The organism is Symmachiella dynata, assembly GCF_007747995.1.
Classification (GTDB): Bacteria; Planctomycetota; Planctomycetia; order Planctomycetales; family Planctomycetaceae; genus Symmachiella; species Symmachiella dynata.
On sequence record NZ_CP036276.1, the window covers coordinates 5,174,429 to 5,197,369 of the forward strand.

A 22,941-nucleotide genomic window follows, 5' to 3' on the forward strand; every position below is an offset into this window, starting at 1 on the left:
CGGTTGTAATCGGGTTCACACTGGCACAGCCACGGGAATAAATCGGGAAATTTTGGGAGTTATCGTAAATTGGGGAAAATCCGTCAATTCGATTCGTCTGACTGCCCAATCACGTTCACAAACCCGTCCGACGTGCAAACGACGATCTCCAAAAAGCCATCGCCATCCACATCAGCAATAATCGGCGGCCCTCCCACTCCGGGCAATTTTAGCGTCCAGAGCACTCTCTGCACGCCAGCAGCCGTCTGACCACTAAGCGCCATGAGCGTATCTTTCCGGCAAAATATTGCCTCAGGCAACCCATCGCCGTTGATATCGGCCGCTGCCTGGTCGCTGATCTTGGTCATTTCGAACTTATTTCGCCAATCTTCCTCACCACTCTTTACGTCATACGCGACGAAATCGCCGGAATGTTCCAGCACAATCGCCTCCAGACGCCCGTCCCCATCAAAATCGGCGACTGAGGCTTCGTGCGATAATGGGTTGGTTTGATAAGATGAGGGGACACTCCACAGCGGTTTCCAATCGAGCGTGAGGGCACCGACCGTGCCAAAACTGGCCGACGCAAAAATCTCCCGCACGCCATCTCCATCAGCGTCGACGGTGACTGGGGAACAATAAGCGCACCACGAGTCGCTGAGCACCGAATGCAAAAACGGCGTCGGCTCCAGCGACATTCCCGTCTGTCCGTTGATCAAGCAAATATAATCCAAGGCCAAAAATAAGAGGTCGTCGAAACCATCCTCGTTGAAATCGTGGACGACCATGCCTTTGGTCGGAAAACATCCGCGATCGTTCTTCGGTTCAAACAATTGCCGCTGGCCGGGTGGATACAAATCGGAGACATATTTGCGATGCCACAACGTGCGACCGGTCTTGCCATCCAAGGCCAGACTTTGCCCGCTCGATTTGCCGGCGTTGTGAAAGGTGAGAAAAACATCCAACACATCGTCGTCGTTGAACCGCCCCGCATGAAATCGATCCAGTCGACTGTCTTCGTCGGCATAGGGAACTTCGTCAAACGTGCGTGTCCAACGCTCCGTCCCATCAGCGTTCAAGACCACAAGCCGGCATAGATCGGTTGGTGAACAATCTTGATACAGAATCTCCGGCTGCCCGTCCGCATCGAGATCGGTTGCCACCGGGCCGCGCCATGATCCCTTATATCCGACGGTCGATGGCTCCCCCCAACCGGGCCGCGTCCATAACGTCTTTGGAGACTGGTTCGCAGCATCCGGAGCGGAGAGCGCCACAATTTCCTCTCGGCTGTTTTGCAGCAACAGTTCCGCACCGGGCGTATTGTCCAGGTTGACCGCAATGGGAAACGAGAACCGGCCCCTCTGCGGTCGTCGCGAAACCAATGTCGCCGCTGCCCCCTGGCTCGTCATTTTTCCGGACCGATGTTCCAGTTGCACAATTGCCTCGGCCCGTTGGTCGCCATCGATATCGCGAAACTGCTCAATTGCAAAGCGCGTTTGTTCGGGGGGTTGGACTTTCCATTTGACAGCGAATTGACCATCCGTGTCCAACCCCACAGCCAAGAGCGTTTCCGCGCGGCGGTTTTGATCCTCATCAAGGCTCAGTAAGACCTCAAGCTGGCCGTCCCCATCCACATCGCCGCGGGCTACCGCCAAAGCCGCATCGACCGCCATGGAACGACTGTTGCCCGGCAGCGGCTGCGCGTATCGCAGCCAACGGCCGCGCGGGAATTCGTGAACGGTTTGATACTCGCCATCACGAATCTGAGCGATTTCTATCGGCGAATACAGTGTCCGCTGCCGCAAAGGGACTTGGTCGCACAACAACTCCACGGCTCCATCGCCGTCGAGATCGACAATGTCGTGGACGTACCTATCGGTCAGACTCAATTCTTCCCGGCCCGATTTGATGTCGCGTACAATCATTCGCCAATGGCCGTCGGCCGGAATGTTGAACAGGTTGTAGACCATTTCCAACTCGCCATCACCATCCACATCGACAATCGGATCATGCGGGACACGTAGAATTTCATCACGGGCGGTCGAATACTCGTATTGCCCTTCCCACGGCTTCCACATTTTCTGGCCATCGTTGTCGATGTAGTCGACGTGCAGCACGAAGTCGCACAGAATCACGATCTCAGGAAACGGGTCGTCATCGACGTTCACGATCCGCGAGTAACCATAGTTGCGATGCGCCGCGTTTTCGCATTCCATTTGCACCGCTCCGGTGCGGCCGTCGAAAACAATTGCCCGGTACCAAGTGACAAGTACTACTTCGTCATCGCCGTCTCCGTCCATGTCAGCGGCATGCAATTGTGGGGCTTGTGGATTGCGGTCGACCTCGACCTCCCAAACTTGCTGTGGCTTGTCAAATCCATCGGCGAAGTCAAAACAATAACCGCCGTTGTAGACCACCCGCTCTCGTGCCTTGACACCCCAAAACACGACCTGCGAGCCAGCTTCACCGGGAAGAAACTGGCCGACGACATATTGCGCCACGGGATGCTCAAACGTATGCTGCCAAAGTACCTTTCCCGCTGCATCAGAGATCGTGGCTTGTTGGCCTTGCAGATCAATCCGCTGTTGGCGACCGTCGCCGCCAAGGTCATAGGTTGTCGGCGGCACCGTCCAGCCAGCGGGCAGCGGTTGCGAGAATGCCGTATCGTCAATCGCCAACTCCGCGTTCTGGTCCGCAGTTGTTGTCTGCAGAGCGACGCGTGTGCTCCACTGGCCCAGGAATTTCCGCCACTTGATTTCCGGCTGTGTGATCCGCCCCTGCCCCGGGGCAAAGCCGGTCAAAAACCGATCCCGCCGATAACAGGGCCACTGTCCCGGCCACTCCGGTTCCGCAGCAGCGGCCGAGACCAGACAGACATGTGCGGTCGCCATGAAAACCAGCGACCCCAGAATGAAGGTGCGAACCACGGGCATGCCGTTGTCTCGATTGTAGGAGAGGAAGGCGGGTGGGGAGGGCCGTTATCAATTCAACTGCGATTGCAGAAACCAAACCACTGCATACCCGGCAACTAATGCGGTTGTGATGAGTACGACGGATCGGATGACGGCAAGTATCCGCCCGCCGCGGGATTGTTCTGGTTTTCGCAGGGGCGCCCAATCGGGCCGGGGCAATGGTTCGGCACGCGAGGTTTCGGCGCGAAAGTTTTGCTGCAATTCTTCAAACGCGGCGCGTTCTTCACGCAGTTCGCTCTGCTGATTCTCGAGCGCCTTGCGCTGTGCTGCGATTTCCTCAAGTTGTTTCGCGAGTTGCTTCGACTCGGCGACGGATTTTTCGACTGTCGCAACTTGTTGTTGCTCGTTGGCCGCTGCGCCGCTTTCCTGTCCGCTGAGGGCCGTAGCGGATTCGCGTTCCCATTCGCGGCGGCCTGTGGAAAGTTCCTCTCGCGCGGCAGCCAGTTGTTGTTGTTCCTGCGAAACCGCCTCGATTTCAGCATCCAACTCCACCTTTAAGGCGTCTAGTTCCCGGGACTGGGCTGCCACCGCTTTCGCTTCGGCTTGAAGTGTTTCTCGCTGCGTTTCAATATCGGACCACTGCGCTGCGAGTTTTGCTTCCCGTTCGTCCAACGATTTTTCCGCAGCCGCAAGTTCCTCTTGGTTGGCTGTCGTCAATGTCTCTAACTGCAATTGCAGTTCAGCAATCGTCTCGGCCGCCTGCGCCGCTTCTGTTTGCCAATGTTGCTGTTCTTCGGATTGTTGTGCGAATTCCGTTTTCATTTGTTCCAGTTCCTTCTGGTGTTGTTCCAACTCAGTTTGTTGCTGTGCGATCGACTGGGCGAGACACTGTTCGCCATCGACCGCTTGCCTCAACGCCTCTTCCATCGAGACGGTCTTGCCCTGCAATTGATCACGTTCCCGCAGCACCGACGCCAAGGTTTTTTCCAATTCGGCCTTGGCTTGGGTCGACTGCTGTTGCGCGGCGCGCAACTCCTCGGCTTCCTGCTGGAGTGCAGCGTGTGCGTCCTGCAGTTCCGCGGCCTGCCGCTGCGTCTCGTCGATTGAGACCGCATCGCTTTGCAATTGATCGCGTTCCTGCCGCAGCAACAATAGCGCCTGTTCCGCATCGGCTTTGGCTTGCGACATTCGTGATTGCGATTCGCGCAGTTCGGCAACTTCTTGCAGGAGAGCTTCGTGTGTTTTGCGAAATTCCGCGTCCGTGGCCTGATGCTCACCCAGTTGGTTTTCGTGTTCCTCAATCCGCCGCTCTAGGGACTCTCGTTCCGACCGAAGCTGCTCCGCTTGGACTTGAAGCTGCTTTTGTTCTGCCTCCAGTGCTGTTTGTTGATCAAGAAATTCCTGCCGTTCAGCCGCCAAGAGTTCCGTTTGCTCGTCGAATTTTTTCCGCGTTTGTTCGATTTCATCCAAGTCAGCTAGTAACTGGGCTTGGTCGGTTTCGAGTTGGCTGCGATCCGTATCCAGTTGTTCGCGTGCCTTGTCGAGTTGCGCGCGGTCGGTCTCTGCCTGTTGGCTCAGTTCGTCGAATTGTTGACGATCCGCCAGCAATTGTTCCGTGTCCGTTTCCAGCGTCGCAGTGCGATCCGTGAGTCGATGACGCTGTTGCCGCAACTCCTCGAATTCGCCCTCCAGTTTCTCACGCTGGCTCTCTAAGTCAGCCCGATCTGACGCCAGTTCTTTGCGATCTTGCTGCAAACGCTGAGCGTCATCCTTGAGCGATTGGGCCGCAGCGACATCGGTGGGGACGAGATTGGTTTCCACCGTGAATTCGAAATGATCAATGGTCAATCGATCGCCATTGTGTAATTTGCCGACCTCCACCTGTTCATCATTCACCTTGACGCCGCATTGGCTGCGCAGATCACGTACGCGCAGCTGCCCCGCATCGAGCGTAATGGCGCAGTGGCTTCGCGAAATTTTCGGCGAGACCAACTGAATATTGCAGCTCTTCGATCGCCCGATCATCGTCGTCGACCGCAGGATATCCTTGGTCACCCGCTCCTGGCCGGCCTGGATGACGAGTCGTGCGAATTCTTCAGCGGCGTCGGCTGGCTGATCCGGCAATTGCGGTGTTTTTTGAGACATGACATTCAACCCAGTGTCCGGCGGTTTCGCAGAAGAACCGGTACCGCTAGACAACTTCAGCTATCAAAAATTGGCCCATTGGAAGTCAAATACCCAGCATCCGTTGCGGCAAATGAGTAGAATCCCCACATTACCACGAAAATGTCCATTATTCATAGCGAAACCTGTGCTCGATGAGAATATTGCGAATCAATGCTCACTGAGACAACGCGGTCCGTCGTAGAGGATTCCAGGGTGCTATAATCGTGCGGGCACCTCGTCAGATTTGCCCAACTCGGCGACATTTGCACAGCCTAGGCCTCATTTCTAAGCTGTCTGACATGGTCCACTGAACTGCGGATGTGTGACGAGCGGGTTGATTGAACAGCTCCGCTGGTGAACAATTCCGACCAACGACCTGCGGGTCACGACTGAATCAAGCATCTATTGCCCCGTCATTGATGACGGGCTTACGGGTCAACTGCCTAATATGCCGACCACTGAAACAAAGCCGGGAGCCGATGTCGACATTGTCGCTCGACGTAAGGAGATTATTCGCCGTCCGCCACGAATTGCCCGCTGGATTGGACGAGCGGCGCTGGTGGGCTACTTGTTCGCGCTGTGGTGGTATCGCGCGTGGATTGGCGAACATCTGCCGGCAACGTCCGATGTGGTTTGGAATTTTGAAAGCCGCGCCGCATTACTGTCGGCGCTACAAGAATTTGCCGCTGCCGCAGCTGTCGAAGCGGTCAAGTTTTTTCTGATTGGACTGTTGGTCATGTGGGCCGCCGGCAAACCGCGAGCGGACCGCTCCTCGTTTCGCCGGAAATGTTTTCTACTCATCCTCGGATTAGGTTTGACGACAACGGTGCAGGGACTGGAAATTGGTGGCATGCCCGGCGGCGATCAACTTTGGATTCCCGTCATCGGCTGCTTGGCAGGCATGACGATTGGTTCGGCCACATTGCGCGGCAAAAAAGGAATCATGCGTCTCTGTGCCTGGACATTCACCCACCTGCTCTTGTTCTGCGTCTTCCTGTTAGTCGTCGGATATCTCGCGACCGATGATCAGCCGCTCGATGTTCAAGAAGTGGCTGTGACCGCTGCAGAAAAACGACGTTTGATGGACATGATCAAACAAGCGGTCCACCAACGCAGTGCCGACGGTTCCAACGACACGCGGCAACTCCGACTCAGCGAAAACGAAGTCAAAACGCTGTTTGCCTGGGGTATGGAAGCAGTGGGGACCGATCCGCGTGTTGATCTGCGTCTGGAACCGGAAACGGTCACCGTCCAAGCCTCACCTAGCTTTACGATTCCACTGGTGGGCAAACGTTTCGTCAATGCGCATCTATCCGCCCAGGTCGATGTGACCGAGGGACATCCAGAACTGCGTGTTGAGGAGTTACAACTGGGTCGACTGGGTTGTCCCCAATCGGCGTGCGACTATGTGTCGCGTGCGATTTTGTCCGGCTTGCAGTTCGATGACGACATCAGCGATATCGTCCAATCCATCGAACGGCTGCAGGTGGACGAGGCTGAGGTGACGCTCGTTGGGAATCGAACGGCTATCCGCGAAAAAGTGTTACCGGCGATTCAATCGAAATTGGGAATGTCGCCCGAATTGATCGCTGCCACCGGCGACCACTTGAAAAATATTGTCTCGACCGCCGGAAATCTCCCGCAAGGAGATGCGCGGTTTGTGGCCATCGCCACTGAAGCGTTTCGATTCGCACAACAACGCTCGACAGAAGGCGATCCGGTCCTTGAAAATCAAGCAGCCCTGTTGTCTCTGGGGATCGTGCTGGGTCACCGACGTGTCGCAGATCTCGCCGGTTCACCGGATGCTGCCCGCCAATGGTACATTGCTCGCCAAAAAATCGGCAACGTTGCGATCCGTGGTCGTGGTGACTGGACACAGCATTTTTGTGTGAGCGCTGCTCTGGAAGTCATGTCCGACAAGGCGACCAGCGACATGATTGGCGTGCTGAAAGAAGAAATCGATTCGGGCGGGGGGAGCGGGTTTTCATTTGGGGATTTGCTAGCTGACCGTGCGGGGACGTTGTTTGCCGAATCGGCCACGCGCAATGAATCTGCAGCCAGGAAAATGCAACAACGTTTCGCCGGCGGCGTGACGATCGACGACATTTTCCCCCCAGCCGCCGACTTGCCCGAGGGACTTCAAGAAGCGGAGTTGCAGTCCCAATTCGGCGGAATCGAGGGCGCCAAGTATCGCGAAATCACGCAAGAAATCGAGCGGCGCCTGCAGCAGTGTTATCTGCTGCAACCGTAGCCGACAATTTGTGGAATTCTTCGGAAATATTGCGGTTTGTCGGTGATCGGCCGCCGTCGGTCTCCGTACAATCTTTCAGGGCCGAAGCCTTGTTGCGCCCTGATGTTTTGGTTTTACAAGGTGTTTTACATCGCCAATCATTCGGTCACAGTACTCGGCAAGCAGCGCTGTGCACGACGGCAAGCCGTCGGTTTGGGGATTTGCGGTTTGACGCCTGCGAATCTGTTTTATCTATGGCTAAATAAAACTTGGCGCATCATCTAAAGATTCTGTACGTCCGTAGCACAAAGGAATCCCCCATGTTTCGTGGACCGGTTCGCCTCGCTGTTTGTCTTGCGATGTCTTGCGCATTGCTGTTTGCCATGGCAGGCCCCGCTGCTGCCCAAATCTCCGGGGACAATGGGACGGGAACTGGAACCGGGACGGGGACTGGAACTGCCACTGACGGTGCGGCCGCGGGGGTCACTGTCGATGCCGATGGATTGGTCAAAACAATCATCGTGCCGGGCAACAAAAGGCTCAACAAGCAACGGCGAGCGGCGATCCGTAAGGAGTTAACCGAAGATCTGACGAAGTTCAGCCCACTGCGAAAGGTGTCGCTGGTTCGACTGGAACAAGCCTGCACCGAATTTGCCGAAACCCAAAAGCACGTCACGCCCGATATGCAATACCTCGCCGGGTTGCAACGTATTGACTATGTCTTTGTGTTTCCCGAATCGCACGACATCGTGATTGCCGGGCCGGCAGAGGGGTTTGCCGAAGACGGAGCGGGACGAACCGTGGGGCTAACGACCGGACGCCCACCGCTACGGCTTGACGATCTAATGGTCGCTCTGCGCGCGGTGAAACGCGGCGACGATGTCGGTTGCTCGATCGATGCCCGTCCGGAAAACCTGGCCAAGTTCAAGCAGTACCAAGCCTCCCACAGTGGCGCGGCGAGCGCCTCCGTCGGCAAAAAACGGTTTGCTCAAATGGCAAAAATCCTTGGCAATCAAAAAGTGACGATCTGGGGTGTTCCCCCGGATAGTCATTTCGCACGGACGATGGTCGAAGCCGACTACTTCATGAAAAAAATCTCCATCGGCCAATTGCGGCTGCGCGTCAGAGGCTTCAAGACGCATCTGTCGATGGTGGGACCGGGTGACGACATGGCCAACCGCTGGTGGTTTGCGCCGTTGTACGAACCGTTCCAAGCCTCCGACGATGGCAATGCCTATAAAATCTCCGGCCCCCGCGCGCAACTCTTCGCCGAAAACGAAATCGTGACCGCTGACGGAAAACGGATCGGCGTGGGAACCAAAGCGGCCAGCACCGACCGATACGCCAACCACTTCACGGAAAAGTTTCCCCAACTGGCCGACGCAGTCCCAGCCTTCGCGGAATTGCAGACGTTGTTCGATCTGCTCACTGTGTCGGCGTTGATCGAAAAGCAAGGATTGGCCGAGCGAATCGGCTGGTCGATGAGCTTGTTTCTCGACGATCAACGGGGCACGGTCGCCAAATGGAACGTTCCCCGCGATGTCCCCACATCAGTTGCCTACAAATGGACTCGTGGCCGGATGCTGATTGGGATGGTGGGTGGCGGCGTGATGATCGATCCGCGCCGGACGCTAGAGGCCGTTGCCATCGAAGAGGGTGACGAATCCCTGATCGAAAAGCAAACCGCTGCCGAAGAAGCGGAACTCCCCGCGGGCCGTTGGTGGTGGGATTGAGCGGCAGGTGGAGCATCACCACGGACCAGGGGCGAGAACGGTGCCCTGCACGGCTATTTCCGCACCGGTAGCTCACGCGAACTTCATTTGAATTCGCGGGACGGTGAAGTTTAGCGGACGACGACTTGAATGCGGTTGTCGATCCGGCTCAAGCCTTCGATGCGGCGGAGCGATTCTTGCGCCATCTGCTTTTGGTAATACGATCCGACTACGCCGCTGAGCACGACGTCGGAGTCGTTGACCTCAAAGGAGACATTGCGTCCAAAAGCCGAGAGATCACGCTGGATCTGAAAATGGATTTCGTCGTGCAGTTTGTGAGCGGCGTGGATCTCGTGTGTCGGCATAGTGCGGAATTTCTGGGTTGCGAAATTTGTGCCGTGAATCGTCGTGCCCGACAGCGGCGCGCAGTCTTGAACGACGAAACCGTCAAAGGGAGTGACGGCCGGTTGGGTGATTTCTTGGAAAGTGACCTGTTTTTCTTAGCATCGACAATTCCAACGATCCCCCGAAGAGATTCGCAGACGCAGCCCATCAAGTTTTGAGAAGGGGACGGAAAATCCGTTAAATGCGTCGCATGCGCTTGTTAGAGACGGTGATCGCGTTTGAAGATAACCGCCAACACCACCTCGTGGCGCGAACTTGGTTCTAAGATGTCCGCCAACGGTAAAACCGGACTGGACAGAAAAACCGGAATCGATAGAATTCCGCCGCAACACGGGTGCTCCGCACCTAGGTAGCGCCTCGCGCATACAGACAATGCGGGGCAAACGAGCTTCGCTCACCCACCATTTCACAATTCCATTCGAATACAGCGGTGGCTTCCCCAGCCGCCGAAAAACACCGTCCCCACGATGAACTCGCTTCCACAGGTTTCAATACACGCTTGATTCGGTAGCGGGCCGACTTTCCGAGCGGCTCACTGATCTACCGCCGAGCGGCTTGAAACAAACCAGACACATTCCCCAGTTGGGGCGAGACCTCATCCGGTTTTCGTTCGGAAGAAAGGACCCCCCGTCCATGTTTTCGAGACTAACTTTACTTGGATTGACGCTGTGCGTTTTCTCCGGCTGTCATTCCTGTGGTCCCCGCTGCAATTCCTGCGGCCCGACTATGGGATATCCGCAAAGCCAAGTTTATTCGACGCCACAAATGATGGTTCCCAACTCCGTGCAACCGGCAGTTCCCTCCGGTGGCGTTCCGGCAAACGGTGGCAGCAATGCGCCCCCTTACCAGCCGCCCGTCACGAATTCTCCCAGCACCAGCGGCGAAAATCTAGCACCGGATTACGGTGATCCGCCAGTGGATACGGACATCGACCCCAACTACAACGTCCCCGCAGAGTCATTAGGCGCGAATGATCAGTCAAACGATTTCCAATTGAGCAGTAGTCGAACGTCTGAGCTTGATTTCGAAGAGGACGAATTTGTCGAGCCGATCACAGTTCAGCCTGCCTCGTCGCTCGGTAATCTTGACGACAACCGCCCCAAAGCAGTCAGTTCGCGCCCGAACCCGTACTTGTATGACAGAGATACTGACGACTTCAATGGCGACGGCGTTGAAGATACCTATGAGTGGTTGCGGGGCACGGTTGATTTCGATGCCCAGCGCCGCGAATGGCAAATCACTTACAATCCCGATCCCACCGACAGAGACGACAAATACGGCGGGACGTTCACACTCTCCAACGACGAAGGTCTCTATAAATTGGGGCTGATTCCCGACGACGTCGTGTTGATTGATGGGCGCGTGGATATCGAAAACGTGAACCATCAAGGCAAACCAACCTACCGCGTTGAAAACGTCAAACGACTCGAACCGGAATGAGCAGTTCAGTCCGCATCGCAGTGAAACCGGAATCGTTACAACTTCGAGTTCGTTGACAAAACGAGGGTCTCTGTGGAATCGATGATCAGTCAAAATCCTCCCGCGTCCACCTCTGGACAACTCTGGGAGGATCACGTTACCCACGTTCAACAAGTCGCGAGCAAGTTTTCATTCTGGGTCTTGCTACTCCCGGCCGCACTGTGCGCCTGGATCGGCACACAATCTCAAAGCCCCCTTTGGGAATATACGCTCAAGCCATATCAAGAGACGTATGCACCAGCCATATTGATGGCGGCTGTCGGTTTGGCCGCGACTATGTGGATTGTGCGCCGCGGATTTTTCTATCGCTGGCTGACGATTCTGAGCGTCTGCCTGTTGTGCCGTGAGTTTCATTTTTGGGGCACCAGCACAGGAATCTACATCGCCATTCCACTAGTCATGTGGTACGCCTCAGCGAATTTTGATTCGATGAAGCCCTACGTCAACCAACGACTGTTGGTGTCGTTGTTCGTGGGCGCGTTCATCACCTATTTCTTCACTATCACCGTCGATCGCGCCGTTTGGAAATTTCTTCCCAATCACTCGCACTGGCGAAACAATGTGGAAGAAACTTTGGAAACGCTCGGACACTTGATGATTGTTGCAGTGATCATCATCTCCGCCTTCCTCCCTCAGGGCAAAACGCGGGCAGATGCCGCGAGCTAATTTCGCCCTTGCGCTTGCCCCTTGTCGCCGTAGCTAACTGTAGTCAACTGGCCCGAAGCGCATCATGCAGCGCATGATGCATCAGCCATTGTGGCCATAACAGGGGCGTCTGGCATTTTCTCCCGGGAAGGTAAGCAGAATACCCGCACGGCCTTGCCAGCGCTGCTGCGCAGTAGCCTAAGTGCGTCAAACCGCAGGAATACCGCACCAAAACTGCCTAAAACACGCGACAGCTGCGAACCACGGAAACTCCGCAAACGGGGCTTTTCACAAGAGTTGCGCCGTGAGATTTAAAGTTTTAATTGACCGAGCCTATTCGCCCGGTTAGACTTAGAGTGAACGGATATCACGATTGGCGTTGTCTGACCAAGTCGTCCGTGTGTTCCACCGCAGCTAGCGATTGCAAAAAATGAACCCTCAAGGCTGAAGGATTCAATAATCATGTTATTAGGAGAGCTCGTCCCAATCGGCGGTGGGGACCCCATTCCGCTACTGAAGGACAAGCTGCAGGTTGGTCGTCGCCCCAACTGCGACATCGTTCTGCGGTTCCCCAACGTCTCTTCGTATCATTGCGAATTGGAGTTGATCGAAGGCCATTGGTTAGTCACTGATCTGGATAGTCGCAACGGGACGAAGGTGAACGGCGAACGTGTCACGCGCCGATGGGCTTTTCCCGGTGATCAAATCGGCTTCGCGAAACACAAGTTCGAGATTTTCTACACAGCCGTGGGCGATGCCCCGCCGGAAGTCGAGGGTGCGGAATCCCCGGAAGTCTTCGGACAAAGCCTAATGGAAAAAGCCGGCCTCGTCCGCCGCAAACCGAAACGCGCCCCATTGCCGCCCTCGGCGAAGCCGATCAAAGAAGTCGCCATGGCTGCTTCGGACAGCGATGAGTCAATCGCCCTGGATTGGCTGTCGGACGTTGAAGAAGATTAAGCACACAGTGATCCGCGCCACAACTTGCAACAGCTCTCCGCAGGCCAATCCCCCGATTCGCCTGCGTTTTTTTACCCCGTCGGGTGCGTCGTGACGCACCTTTCGATGTAGGACGATAGATAGTCCCAACGGACTGACGGTATTGCACGACAACGGTTGTGCGAAAACCCTCACCCCGGCCCTCTCCCAGAGGGAGAGGGAGTCGTCGTTGTTCGCTGCCGATTGAATCATCGCCTACTGTAAACATCCCCAGCCAATAGGACCTCTGCTCACTTGGGTAAACGTAAACAGAAAATTCGAGTCGCTCTGCGTAAGAACCGCCAGAAAAAACCGCGGCGTCAGAATGATTTTACGCACGAGGACTTAGAGGATTCGAACCTTGCACATGGCGAACGGGTTTCCGGCAAAGGGGATTTGACGCGACACCGGACGATCATCGGTGTTGAAGGCGACGAAAATAGTGGCCTGACGATCGATGTCGACATGAGCCAATGCCGCCCCGGACGGGTGCTGAGCGTGCATCGTTCTGGTTTCATTGTGCAAGCCGATGGCGGCGAGCGCTATGAATGCGTTGTCCGCAACGTGGTGCGTGCGATTGCCAGCGACCAACGGACCGCCGTGGTTGCCGGTGATCAAGTCATGTTTCAGCCCACCGTTAATGAACAAGGCGTGATCGAACGGGTCGAACCGCGCACGAGTACACTGTCGCGCGAAGTCCGCGGACAGGAACATGTTCTCGTTGCGAACGTTGATCAAGTCTTAATCGTCGCTTCCTCCGCCGATCCCCCGCTCAAACCGAGTCTATTGGACCGGTATCTGGTGAGCGCGGCCGTGGGAGACATTGCGCCGCTGATTTGCATCAACAAAGCCGACTTGTCGAATCTTGCCGCCCTGCAACCGATCATCGGTCTGTACAGCCAACTCGGCTATAAAGTCGTGACGACCTCCACGGTTTCGGGCTACGGTATCCCCCGCTTGCGTGAACTCTTACGCGATCGCGAAACGGTTCTCACCGGGCAGAGCGGCGTGGGGAAATCGTCGTTGCTCAATGCACTGCAACCCGGTCTCAAACTGCGCACGGGCGAAGTCAGCGGCGACAGTCGCAAGGGAAAACACACCACGACCTCGGCAAATCTGCTGGAGTTGAATTTTGGGGGCTGGGTGGTCGATACGCCGGGCGTTCGTCAATTCGGGTTGTGGGATACGTTTCCCGAAGAGGTCGAAGGCTACTTTGTAGAATTCCACCCGTTCGTCCGTAACTGCCGTTATCCCGATTGCACACACACGCACGAAACGGACTGCGGAATCAAACAGGCCGTGGCGCGGGGATTGATATCCGAGTGTCGATTCGAAAGTTACCAACGCATCACCGCCGGGGATTTGGTGTGAGCGTGCACGGTCTGCTGTTAGAAACCGTAGAAACCGCGCTCTCGGCATCCTTCGAAAACCGAACGCTCCCGGCGTAATGCTCCTGTTGCCCACGGGGACACGCATCGGTTTTTGAATTTTGAGTTTCCCGAGTCGGGTCGCTTTATCCCCTCTGCCTCAGTCGCTTATAATGAGCCACAGCGCGCGGCTTGCTCGTTGCCGCGCCGTAAAAATCCCGCGCTATTGGCCCACCTGAATTTTGAGGATACTGTCCATCATGAAGTTGATCCTACGTCTGGTATTGTCGCTCGCCGTCTGTGGCGCAGCGGCATTGATTGCGGAATCGTGCTCCGCCGCTGAACAAGGTGCCCCCGAATGGATTTGGACCGCCGGTGACTTGACCAGCGCCAAGACCGCATACTTTCGCCAGGAAATCAAACTCTCCTCGCCGACAGACGTCACGATCGACATCACCGCTGATAACTCCTACGAGTTGTACGTCAACGGCGACCTTGTTGGCAGTGGTGACAATTGGAAATACGTCAAACAGTTCAACATCACTAAACGCGTCCAACGCGGCAAAAATGTGATTGCCGTGAAGGCCACCAATGCCTCAGAAGGCTCCGCCGGATTGTTGGTGCGGGTGCTCGTCGAACAGGGGGGCGGCGGCGACGTCATCTTCGTTTCCAACGGAACTTGGAAATCCACCGACGAACCGCAATCCAACACGGCTTGGACGGCTCTGAACTACAACGCCTCCAACTGGAAACCGGTCCACGTCCTGGGAGCCTACCCCGACGCCGAACCGTGGAAGACAGTCACTTGGGCCTCGAAACTCAAAGATCGTTTTCTAGCGGCTGAAGGATTCAAGATTGAAAAGGTCGCCGGACCGGATGTGACCGGAACGCTGATCAACATGTGCTTCGATGGAAACGGCCGCATCATTGCCAGCCAGGAACGCGGACCGCTGTTGATGATGATCGATTCCAATGGCGACGGCGAAATGGACAAGACGCAGGTCGTCAGCGACGACATCAAAAACTGCCAAGGCGTTTTTGCTTTCGATGACACATTGTTGTGTGCCGGTGAAGGCCCCGAGGGTGTTGCTTTGTATCGCCTGTCCGATCCCGACGCTGACGGAAAATACACCAAAACCGAAACCGTCCAAATCTATGACGCAAGAATCGCCGACCACGGTCCGCACGCCATTCTGCTCGGTCCGGATGGATTTCTTTACAATGTGATGGGCAATCACGCCAATATCAAAGGCGACGTCAATCCCGATAGTCCCCACCGCGATTATTACGAAGGGGACTTGCTCCCGAAATACGAAGACGCACGAGGCCACGCGCGAGGCAAGAAGGCGCCGGCCGGTCTGGTCTATCGGCTCAACCAAGATGGAACCGATTGGAATTTGGTCGCCGGTGGATTTCGTAATGAATTCGACATGGCCTTCAATGAAGAGGGTGAGCTATTTACTTTCGATAGCGATATGGAATGGGACGTGGGTCTCCCTTGGTACCGCCCGGTCCGCATCAACCACGTTGTTCCCGGCGGCGAATTCGGCTGGCGGAGCGGTGCTTCGAAATGGCCCGACTATTACTTCGACAGCCTCCCCTCGACCGTCGACATCGGCCGCGGATCCCCTACGGGCGTTTGCTTCTATCACAACGACACGTTCCCCGAAAAATACCGCGACGCATTCTTCGTCGCCGACTGGTCGCAAGGCAAGATCCTAGCGATCCACCACAAACAAGATGGCTCGACCTACAAGGGTGAAGTCGAAGAATTCGTGACCGGAAATCCGCTGAACGTCTCCGACATCGTTCCCGGTCCTGATGGCGATTTGTACTTCTGTCTCGGCGGACGGGGCACCGAAGGCGGGATTTATCGCGTGACTCCCGAAAATCCGGGAACCGCGCGTCAGCCCAAATCGAATTCTCCTGTAGAACGCGCCTTGGCACTCCCCCAACCCTCGGCCGCTTGGACCCGCGCCCAAGTCAAAAAACTCGAAGAAGAGTCGGGATCAAACTGGCGGTCGAACCTGACCAAAGTTGCCGCCGATCCCAATCGCACCGTCGCGGATCGTCGCCGTGCGGTGGGCATCCTGCAACAATTCTCCGACGGCCCGCCGCGACGACTGCTGACTGCATTGGCCAACGACGACAAACCGCAAATGCGGGCACTCGCGCTCACCTTGCTGGCCATTCACATCGACGACGAAGCCGAAAAAACGATCATCCAAGCGTTGGGCGATTCCGATCCCGTTGTACGCCGCCGTGCTTGCGAAGCATTGATTCGTGCCAACAAGACCGCTCCAGTGGACGTCGTGTTGCCCATGCTGGCTGAGCAAGATCGCTTTGTACGATACGCCGCTCGTGAGTTACTACAACGTCTCCCGGCTGAGCAATGGGCCGATGCGGTACTGACCGCCGACGATCCACGCATTGCCGCCGCCGGCATGTTGGCGTTGGTCATCAATTCTCCCACAGCGGAACAAAACGAAGCGATTCTCAAACGCTCAGTCGCGCTGCTACGATCGGACTTGCCCGACGCCGACGCGCTGGATGTGTTGCGCGTCGCTGAATTGGCACTGCAAAATGAAGGGACGACAGAAGCCTCGCGTTCCAACCTGTCCCATGCAGCACTGCAACTGTTCCCTTCGACCGACAACGGTTTGAACCGCGAATTGGCGCGCGTGCTGGCGTATCTGCAAGAGTCACGGGCGATCGACAAACTGATTACCTATCTACAAAACTCGACAGATACCACCGATCAAATCCATGCCGTTTATTGCCTGCGTTTCATTCCCCAAGGTTGGAAATGGGACCAACAGGCCGTTCTGTTCGAAGCCCTCGACCGTCTAGCTGGCCTAGAAGGGGGCGCGAGCTTCCGTGGCTATCTGGAAAATATGACGCGTGATTATCTCGCGACTCAAAAAGACCCGACCCGAGTGAATTTGCTGGCACACGCAGCCGAGTTCCCCATGCCCACGCGGTTGATGCTCGAAGCACTCTCCGCCGAACAGGCGACTACCTTCAGCAACGATTTGATCAAACTGGATCAACAACTCGCCGAAGCGGAAATTGCAGCCGATGCGCGAGCCCAAATCGCGTCGGCCATCGTTGATGCCTTGGGGCGCAGTAAAGCGCCGGAAACGAAGGATTATCTTCGCAAGTTATTCGAACAACAACCGGACCGCCGCGAAGGAGTCGCCCGTGCATTGGCCCGTCAAGCCGACCAAGCAAACTTTGCACCGTTGGTGGCGACCTTGCAATTCGGCGACAAAGGGACGCTGCAAGCAGTGATCCGCGGCTTGCTGAAGATCGACGCCAAACCAGAGAAGCCGCAAGACATTCGCACGGCTATCATCGCCGGTTTGAAAGTTGATAAAAACAGCCGCAAGGAAGTCGTCCGCCTGCTTAATAAATGGACCGACCAAGAGGTCGCGGAGGATTCCGATATGGGCCCGTTCCAGTCGTGGTTTATCGAAGAGTATCCCGACCTGCCGGCGGCCGAACTTCCCCAAACGGCGAAGAAGTCGAAATGGGAATTCGATCAGATCCTCAAATTTGTCACCGATCGTTCCAGCGGTGGCAAAGGCGACGCTGTGAAAGGCGAAGCAATTTTTGAAAAAGCGCAATGCATCAAATGCCACCGCTTCGGCCAACGGGGCGAAGGACTCGGCCCCGACCTGTCGGCTGTCCGCAAACGCTTCCAGCGCAAGCAGATTGTCGAATCGCTGTTCTATCCCTCGGCTGTGATCTCCGACCAATACCAAAGTGTGTCGATCATCACCAACGAAGGACTGACGCACACCGGCTTGGCTGTCGAACAAGGCGATGCCTACGTCGTTTTGTCGACCGACGGCACAAAAACGACGGTCAAAAAGTCGGACATCGATGAGATGATTCCGTCGAACACCTCGGGCATGCCCGAAGGACTGCTCGACGTGTTGACCTTGGCCGAAATCGCCGACCTGTTCGCCTTTCTGGAAACGACGCCCGCTGCTGTCGCGACAGAAAAATAAGACGATCACCGCGGGTGCCACTGGCGGGCTCGTCCGCCAGTGCGCACGCCGTGAGATGTTCATACCGTCTAAAACCGCGTCCCGCATCTACACTAACGGTCAATCCGCTAGTGGTACCCTTTGCTGGCCGATCGGACCTGACACGGACCATCCCGATGCCTGCGCACATCACACCCACCAGCCGTTGCCGTTTGGGAATTGGCTGCAGCGACATCACGCCGCCAGTGGGGATCTACCATCGATTTTGGGGGGCCGCTAAGCACGATCGTGCCACCGGTGTGCATCGCCCCTTGTTAGCGACGGTGCTGATCATCGAACCGTACGAATCCGGTTCCACCAACGAGCATACCGTCATGGTCGCTTTAGATCATTGCATCCTTCGACCTCCCGAATTGGCGGAGCTGACCGCTGCCGTGTGCCAACTCACCGGCGAAGATGAATCGCAACTGATGATCACATTTTCACACACGCACTCCGGAGGCAATTTGTGCAAGGACCGCGTTGAACTGCCCGGCGGTGAATTGATAGTCCCCTACCTGGAATCCTTACCCGAAAAAATCGCCGCCGCCTATCACGCAGCACGCGAGACATCACAAACCGCGATCCTGACATACGGCGCTACGACCTGCGATATGGCGCGGCAACGCGATTTCTGGGATGAGCAGCAGGATCGCTATGTCTGCGGCTTCAACCCACAAGGCCAGTGCGATCAAACTTTAGTGGTCGCCCGTGCGACCGATGAGCAGGGGGGCACGCTCGCCACAATCGTCAACTATGCCTGTCATCCGACGACGTTGGCCTGGGAAAACACGTTGATTAGCCCCGACTACATCGGAGCGCTCCGCGAAACCGTCGAACAAGCCACCGCTGCCCCCTGCTTGTTTTTGCTCTCCCCCTGCGGCGATGTCGGACCGCGGGATGGCTTTGTCGGCGATCCCGCTGTCGCCGATCGCAATGGTCGCCAGGTCGGTTATGCCGCTCTATCTGTGCTACAGTCGTTGCCAGCTGCTGCCGAAGATTTTCACTACATCGGCCCCGTTCTCTCCGGAGCCACGCTCGGAGCCTGGGAATACCGACCACACTCCACCAACCGCGCCGCCGAGACCGGGTGCTTCCAGCATCACCGCTGGCAAGTCCCGCTCGATTATCTCGACGGATTACCAACCGCAGCAACCGTCGAAGCCGAGCTGAAGGCGCTCATCGCCCAGGAGTCGCAGACCCGCAAAACCGGCGACGACACCACCGCGCACGAATTACGCGTCTTGGCCGAACGAAAGCGGCGACTCCTAGAACGCATCGCCCCCTTGCCGCCGGGCGAGCACTATCCCTATACGGTCGAAATGGTAAAACTGGGCGACGCGATTTGGATCGCTATTGAAGGGGAGCCCTACAACCTCCTACAGCAAGAGCTCCGCCAAAGCTTCCCCCACACCCCACTGATCATCACCGTCCTCGCCAACGGCGCCCGAGCCAGCTACATCCCCCGGCAAGAGGACTATGGCAAAGCCCTCTACCAAACAGAAATCGCCCTACTCGCCCCGGGTGCTTTAGAAACCCTCATCCAAGCCATCGCCAATCAAATCACAAAGTGGACGGGCCTTGAGGCTTGAGGCGTGAGGCTCGAGGAGATTCGGCAATCCTACCGCCTACCGCCTACCGCCTACCGCCTACTTCGCCGTCCATCCCCCATCCACGACCAGCATACTCCCCACCATGTAACTGGCGGCATCGCTGGCGAGGAAGATGGCGGCTCCTTGGATTTCCTGCAGCTCGCCCCAACGCTGGCACGCGGTTGCACCGACGATCGATTCTTTAGCTTCTTTGGTCTCGGCAATCGGCACGTTCATTGGCGTTAAAAACGGGCCGGGGCAAATCGCGTTCACGTTGATGCCGTGCGGCGCCAATTCCAGACCGAGCGCTCGCGTCATTTGCGCCACCGCTCCCTTACTGGTTGCATAGGGGGTCCGATTCGCCAAGCCGACCAAGCCCAGCGTGCTCGACAGGTTGATGATCCGCCCGTAGTTTTGTTGTTTCATATACGGCGTGACCGCTTGCGAGCAAAGCCAGACGCCGTTGACATTGATATCCTGCACCTGCTTGAATTCTTCGTAGGTCAACTCGTCAATCGGCCCGCGAATGTTGATGCCGGCGTTGTTGATGAGAATGTCGATCTTGCCGAATTCTTCTAACGCGCGGAGCACCATCGCTTCGACCGCAACTGGATCGGTGACGTCGCTGGCAATCCCGACGGCGCGGTGCCCGAAATTCTCAGCAATCTCCGCCGCAGCTGCTTCCGCCTCGTCGGCATGACGACTCGTCAGCAGCAGATCCGCTCCGCAAGAAGCCAACCCCGCCGCCATCGCCGTCCCCAACCCCTTCGACCCACCGGTGACGATCGCCACGCGGCCGGTCATATCAAATTGCTTCACTCCAGGTAACATGTTTTTGTATCCCACTCTAGTGTTTTGATCTTGGTGCAAGCCAGGTTTTCATGTTTTGATTCTTGCACAAGCTATAGACAAATGAAAAGCGAGTTCGTGACAAATGTCATGAAAGTACATTTCTGCGTAACACTTCGCCGTGCACGATCGCAAGCGGTCGCCTGAGGATTCACGAAGTCATCGGCGCAGATCTGTGATTGATCAGTATTCTATCTGTGGCTTCGTGAACCGTTGATCGACATGAGTCAACGCGGTCGGTCAAGAATGCCCCGCAACTCCTCGACGCGCTGCAGGTTGATCCCATCGGGACGGTGTTCCAACAGCCAGTCGGCATCCTCGGCGGCTGCTTCGCGGCGTTCGGTTTGGAAGCGGAGGACCGCGCGAATCCAGCGTGACTGAGCCGCTTGGTTGTCGACTTCTACGATGGCAGTGACATACCGTAGCATCCCTTCGGGATCTTGCTCCTCTTGCGCTAAACCGAGCAGATTCGACAACATGCGAATCACGATGTCCCGTTTGGTGGCTGTCTTCAAATGCTCGTCGGTGAGCGGGATCCCGCGGTTGGCTTGGAGCATCATCGCTGCCGATTCTCGGCTGAGAAATTCGCCGCCGTCAAAGGGATCAATCAGTTGTGAGTCCCCTTCCTGGGGTTCGTGCCGCACGATGAAATGCCCAGGCAGCCCCACCCCGACAACGTTCAGACCGATACGACGTGCCAATTCCATGTAGAGCACCGAGAGCGATATCGGCAACCCTTCGCGATCGTCGATCACCTCATTCAAGTAGCTGTTGGATTTGTGATAATAGTTGGTGCGGCTGCCGTGATAGCCAAGGTCGGCGAACATGGCGCTATTCAATGCGGCCAATTTGTCGGACTCCGACGCATCGTCGGGGAGATCTTTTTGAATCCCGCGCGCCATGCGGTTGATTTCCTTTTGATAGAGCGCCGGATCAAGTTCGTCGTTGTCGAGCTTTGCCACCAACAGCGCCGCTTGTAACAGATCAATCTGTTCTTCATCAGCCGTTAAGGTTTTCACCAGTTCAGCCACAGTCGCATGCTGGTGGATTTCGTCCGCCAGCTTTCGCAGTTGGGCCGCCTGTTTTTCCAGTTTCACAGCGCGCCTGCGAAGGACCGTCAAACTGGCGGGGCTATCGGGCAGCAATGTCTCCACCAACGGTTTTGAAGGGGGGCCCGTGGTGGCAATTTCACCAACCACTCCCTCAATACGGGACGCAACCGCCGGGTCGATGCTTGTTTTAGGGATCGATTTGGCGACCTGAAAGTTTTTGAATTCTGCCTCTGTGTCACGAAACTTCGCCAACCCGACTTGGCCGGACGTCAGCCCGCGGTCTTCGGATTCGAACACCAATTCGTCATTCACATAACACAAGATGCGTTTCTCTTCGATGCGCACTTTAATGGTGTTCCAATCACCGGCGCGATATTTGGGCGTATATTGGTGTTTGAGAATCGTCCAGGAGAGCACATCGGGCCCGTCGAAACGCGTTAACCGCATCCGCGCGCCGCTGGGATAAAATCCATAATGCCGATCGTTGCCATCGGAGTGAAACACTAACCCAGCCGCGCCGCTTTCGTCGTCCAATCGCAAGGTCACGGCGACCTCAAACGGCAACTCGGGAACCTCGGCGGTACTCAACACAAACGACCGGCCGCCGAATCCGCTGCCGGTTCCTTCCACGGTCATCCGCCCGGAACGTTGCCGCCACGTGGCTCCCAAGTGCGGCGTCCATTCTTGAGGATCGAGCGCCCCGATCGTCAGCCACCGCTCGATCGGCACCGGGTTGGGGGTTTCAATCAATTTTTTGAGCGCATTGACCGGCATGGCAAATCCCAGGTTGGCCGTGTATTGCGCCTTCATCGTCAATAAGCCCAACACCCGCCCCCGCATGTCGAGCAACGGACCACCGCTATTACCGGTCTCGATCGGAATCGCCAATTGCAGCATGTTGCGGCCATCGATTTCACGCGTCCCGGAGATCACGCCGCTGACCACACTGTTGTTCAGTCCATAGGGATTGCCCAACGCGATCACTGGCTGGCCGTTTTCCACACTGTCGGAATCCCCCAGCGGCAGCGCGGGTAAATTCTCGGCTTTGATTTTGATCAACGCCAAATCGAGTTTGCGGTCCGACGCGTGCACAACCTCTGCAGGGTAAGAGTCCCCTTGGGAGGTCTTGACGGTGATCGGCCGCGCTTCGGCGATGACGTGCAGATTCGTTGCAATCAAGCCGTCCGGCTCAATCACAAATCCCGTCCCCAAACCCACGCGGTCTCCCCGCCGTCCCGTGACGGTGATTTCAACGACCGCTTTATCGGCAATTTTTGCTAGCTGTTGAACCGTCAGCGGCGATTCGCTGGGAAGGCGGATCTTTGAATCTGCGGCTGTTGGTTTTGCGGTCTCGATCTCCTCCGCCGAGAACAACGGCTCCGTGAGCAACGAGGCTAAGAGAAACCAACAGCAACAACATGCAACGCGCTTTCGCATTCCCATCAACAACTCCTCAAACCGGGGGAGGGTGCGTCCGTGAATTCGGAACTCGACCGTGGTTTCATCGTAGCTGGCAGCCAAGATCTCCGCAATCGCGCTCTCTGTTT

General features: G+C 56.4%; 13 protein-coding genes. 8 read left to right on the forward strand and 5 right to left on the reverse strand.

All coding sequences use genetic code 11. From position 1 onward, the window contains the following. Window positions 1-83 precede the first annotated feature (83 nt). The gene (locus tag Mal52_RS19635; RefSeq protein ID WP_145378191.1) at window positions 84-2,912 is read right to left on the reverse strand and encodes an FG-GAP repeat domain-containing protein; all 2,829 of its coding nucleotides are present in this window, start codon (window positions 2,910-2,912) and stop codon (window positions 84-86) included. A 48-nt stretch (window positions 2,913-2,960) separates the two neighbouring features. Continuing rightward, entirely contained in the window at window positions 2,961-5,036 is a 2,076-nt protein-coding gene (locus Mal52_RS19640) for an FHA domain-containing protein (protein WP_145378194.1), read from the reverse strand. Window positions 5,037-5,505: 469 nt separating this feature from the next. Here Mal52_RS19640 and Mal52_RS19645 point away from each other — a divergent pair, with 469 nt between their 5' ends. Continuing rightward, window positions 5,506-7,308, forward strand: a complete 1,803-nt coding sequence (locus Mal52_RS19645) for a hypothetical protein (RefSeq protein ID WP_145378196.1) — start codon at window positions 5,506-5,508, stop codon at window positions 7,306-7,308. A gap of 299 nt (window positions 7,309-7,607) precedes the next feature. Continuing rightward, window positions 7,608-9,020: a DUF1598 domain-containing protein gene (locus tag Mal52_RS19650; RefSeq protein ID WP_145378198.1), complete on the forward strand. Its 1,413-nt coding sequence runs from the start codon at window positions 7,608-7,610 to the stop codon at window positions 9,018-9,020. A gap of 110 nt (window positions 9,021-9,130) precedes the next feature. On the opposite strand, the gene Mal52_RS19655 is transcribed toward Mal52_RS19650, so the two are convergent. After that, window positions 9,131-9,364: a BON domain-containing protein gene (locus Mal52_RS19655; RefSeq protein ID WP_145378200.1), complete on the reverse strand. Its 234-nt coding sequence runs from the start codon at window positions 9,362-9,364 to the stop codon at window positions 9,131-9,133. A gap of 673 nt (window positions 9,365-10,037) precedes the next feature. On the opposite strand from Mal52_RS19655, the gene Mal52_RS19660 reads away from it, so the two are divergent. The 6 genes from Mal52_RS19660 to Mal52_RS19685 all read left to right on the forward strand — a co-directional run bounded on the left by Mal52_RS19660 (window position 10,038) and on the right by Mal52_RS19685 (window position 19,493). Next, on the forward strand, window positions 10,038-10,844 hold the full coding sequence (locus Mal52_RS19660) for a hypothetical protein (protein WP_145378202.1): 807 nt from the start codon (window positions 10,038-10,040) through the stop codon (window positions 10,842-10,844). Window positions 10,845-10,916: 72 nt separating this feature from the next. Beyond that, a complete protein-coding gene (locus Mal52_RS19665) occupies window positions 10,917-11,549 on the forward strand; it encodes a hypothetical protein (RefSeq protein ID WP_145378204.1) in 633 nt (210 codons plus the stop codon). 441 nt (window positions 11,550-11,990) lie between these two features. Continuing rightward, on the forward strand, window positions 11,991-12,485 hold the full coding sequence (locus tag Mal52_RS19670) for an FHA domain-containing protein (RefSeq protein WP_145378206.1): 495 nt from the start codon (window positions 11,991-11,993) through the stop codon (window positions 12,483-12,485). A 273-nt stretch (window positions 12,486-12,758) separates the two neighbouring features. Continuing rightward, entirely contained in the window at window positions 12,759-13,874 is a 1,116-nt protein-coding gene (gene rsgA / locus Mal52_RS19675) for a ribosome small subunit-dependent GTPase A (protein WP_145378208.1), read from the forward strand. Window positions 13,875-14,130: 256 nt separating this feature from the next. Next, a complete protein-coding gene (locus tag Mal52_RS19680) occupies window positions 14,131-17,883 on the forward strand; it encodes a HEAT repeat domain-containing protein (RefSeq protein WP_145378210.1) in 3,753 nt (1,250 codons plus the stop codon). A gap of 155 nt (window positions 17,884-18,038) precedes the next feature. Then, window positions 18,039-19,493, forward strand: coding sequence for a neutral/alkaline non-lysosomal ceramidase N-terminal domain-containing protein (locus Mal52_RS19685; protein WP_145378212.1), 1,455 nt, complete (start codon window positions 18,039-18,041; stop codon window positions 19,491-19,493). Between the two features lie 57 nt (window positions 19,494-19,550). Here the strand turns inward: Mal52_RS19685 and Mal52_RS19690 are convergent, their stop codons facing one another. Then, the gene (locus Mal52_RS19690; RefSeq protein WP_145378215.1) at window positions 19,551-20,324 is read right to left on the reverse strand and encodes an SDR family NAD(P)-dependent oxidoreductase; all 774 of its coding nucleotides are present in this window, start codon (window positions 20,322-20,324) and stop codon (window positions 19,551-19,553) included. A gap of 245 nt (window positions 20,325-20,569) precedes the next feature. Continuing rightward, window positions 20,570-22,837, reverse strand: coding sequence for a transglutaminase family protein (locus Mal52_RS19695; protein ID WP_145378216.1), 2,268 nt, complete (start codon window positions 22,835-22,837; stop codon window positions 20,570-20,572). Window positions 22,838-22,941 lie beyond the last annotated feature (104 nt).